This is a genomic window from Caenibacillus caldisaponilyticus (genome assembly GCF_002003465.1).
Taxonomy (GTDB): Bacteria; Bacillota; Bacilli; order Bacillales; family Sporolactobacillaceae; genus Caenibacillus; species Caenibacillus caldisaponilyticus.
Window position 1 is genome coordinate 1 of sequence record NZ_BDDQ01000135.1, and the last position, 1,441, is coordinate 1,441.

A 1,441-nucleotide genomic window follows, 5' to 3' on the forward strand; every position below is an offset into this window, starting at 1 on the left:
TTTTTAATCCCAAATGTAAGCGGTTAAAAGTCCGGGCGCGTCTTTTAAACTTCAGAGAGGTGAATGGACATGGATAAAGTTTTATTTCATGCCGGCGTGGTCGATTATCTCGTCATCATTCTGTACTTTGTGTTCGTCATCGGCATCGGATTTTACTAAAAACCACMKGGAAMTGAAGTGCACCCCTTAAAGTAGACACAGGAAAAACCCCCTGTGAAAATACTTTAAGGGGTGATTTTCATGGCAAGAAAAGGACAGAAATTCAAGACATACAGCTTTGAACTCAAAAAGAAGGCAGTGGAAATGAGACTTCAAGGAATTCCCAAGGCAAAAATCGCTGAAGAACTGGGGATCCAAGATGTGGGGCGCCTGAAGGTTTGGATGAAGAAATATTGGGAACAGGGCGACTTTGGATTAATGGAACACAGGGGAAGACGGAAAGAGTACAAAGACTTGGAAAGGGAAATCAAAAGGCTGCGATTGGAGAATGATGTTCTAAAAAAGTGGTTGGAAATCTTGGCAAGGGAGGGGAAGCACTGAAATTTCAAGTGGTGGATCAGTTACGTCATCGTCATAGCGTAAAGGATCTGTGTGAGTATTTGGGGGTCTCCAGGAGCGGCTACTACCGGTATCTTTCCAGGAAAAACAAGCCGGACCAAGATGAGGAGCTTGCAGAAAAAATTCGCTACATCTATCAGCTTCGCAACAAGATCTACGGATACCGGAGAATTCAAGCGGAACTGCTACGTCTGTACGGACTTCGTGTCAATCATAAGAAAGTTCTCCGCATCATGCAGAAACTTGGGATCCAAGCTGTCATTCGTCGAAAACGCTTGTGTCAAAATCAATCTCGCACTCCCATGGGAGTGCGAATCGCAGAAAACCTTCTAAACCGTCACTTTCGTGCTGATGCTCCCAACCAAAAATGGGTGACAGATGTAACATGGATTCGTGCTGGAAATCAAACATTATATCTCTCTGTTATTATGGATTTATTCAACAATGAGATTGTGGCATATAACATGAGCACTCGTAATGACAATCAACTTGTTCTGGATACCGTTCGTAAAGCTGTAGAAAAAAGAATGGATGTTACTGGAACCATTCTTCATAGTGACCGAGGATTCCAGTACACATCCTATGAATATCATCACTTGCTGAATCAATTCGGCATTCGTCCCAGCATGTCTCGAAAAGGCAACTGCTTGGACAATGCCGCCATGGAAAGCTTCTTTTCCCACTTAAAAACAGAAGCTCTCTATCCCTATGATATACAACATTGTAACCAAGCACAAAACTTAATTCACAACTATATTTTCTTTTACAATGAGGAGCGGATTCAATTGAAGTTAAATAGATTGACGCCTGTTGAATACAGGCGTCAGAAAACAGCTTAACAAGGGTGTTTTTTACGTGTCTACTTTTTTGGGTCTTGACCATT

2 protein-coding genes are annotated in these 1,441 nt (G+C 42.2%); both read left to right on the plus strand.

From position 1 onward, the window contains the following. Window positions 1–240 precede the first annotated feature (240 nt). Window positions 241–540, plus strand: a complete 300-nt coding sequence (locus CCB157_RS16810; protein WP_077614899.1) for a helix-turn-helix domain-containing protein — start codon at window positions 241–243, stop codon at window positions 538–540. After that, a complete protein-coding gene (locus CCB157_RS16815) occupies window positions 504–1,397 on the plus strand; it encodes an IS3 family transposase (protein WP_077616937.1) in 894 nt (297 codons plus the stop codon). Before CCB157_RS16810 ends, CCB157_RS16815 begins: the two co-directional genes overlap by 37 nt. Window positions 1,398–1,441: the final 44 nt, after the last annotated feature.